This is a genomic window from Halobellus sp. Atlit-38R, assembly GCF_003665925.1.
GTDB lineage: Archaea > Halobacteriota > Halobacteria > Halobacteriales > Haloferacaceae > Haloquadratum > Haloquadratum inordinatus.
This window is the reverse complement of the sequence record NZ_QXIJ01000108.1, coordinates 1-637: the sequence shown is the minus strand read 5'-3', so window position 1 is coordinate 637 and position 637 is coordinate 1. Positions and strand designations below refer to the sequence as shown.

The 637-nt window shown below is 69.7% G+C and carries 1 protein-coding gene; it reads left to right on the top strand.

Features of this window, described 5'->3' with window-relative positions:
• Window positions 1-453, top strand: a 453-nt coding sequence (locus D3D02_RS18360) for an ABC transporter ATP-binding protein (protein ID WP_147435717.1), incomplete at its 5' end; no start/stop codon positions are given.
• Window positions 454-637: the final 184 nt, after the last annotated feature.

The window sequence follows — 637 nt, the reverse complement described above, 5'->3', positions numbered from 1 at the left end:
GGCTGCGGTCACCTCAGGGACCGCGAGGTCGGCAGCCTCAGCGGGGGGCAGAAAGAGCTCGCGTGGATCGCGATGGTGCTCGCGCAGGACACGGACGTGCTCCTCTTAGACGAGCCGACGACGTTCCTCGACCTCCACCACCAGATGGAGGTAATGGAGATCATCGAGACGCTCCGGGACGAGAGCGAGGTCACCGTGGTCGTCGTCCTCCACGACATCGAGCAGGCGGCGCGGGTCGCCGACCGCGTGGTCGCGCTCAAGGACGGCGCGATCCGCGCCCGCGGCACGCCGGAGGAGGTCGTCACCGAGGACCTGCTCGCCGAGGTGTTCGAGATCGACGCCGCGGTCGACCGGACGCCGCGAGGGCCTCGGATCGAACCGCTCCGCGCCCGGCACGACGACCGCGAGCGCCCGAGCGGGCGCGTCGCGCGGGCCGACGGCGGCGACGAGTAAGCTCGCGAGCGACACGGTCGATCCCGGGTCGCCGGCGAACGGCGCTCCGCCGGGAATCGACGGATCAGAATCCTTTTCAATTTTTAGGTTAGCCTAAAAGTATGGCAGACGAACGAAGCCAGCGTCGGGCGCCGACCCGGCGCGACTACGTGAAGTTCGGCGGCGCGGTCGTCGGCGCGGGACT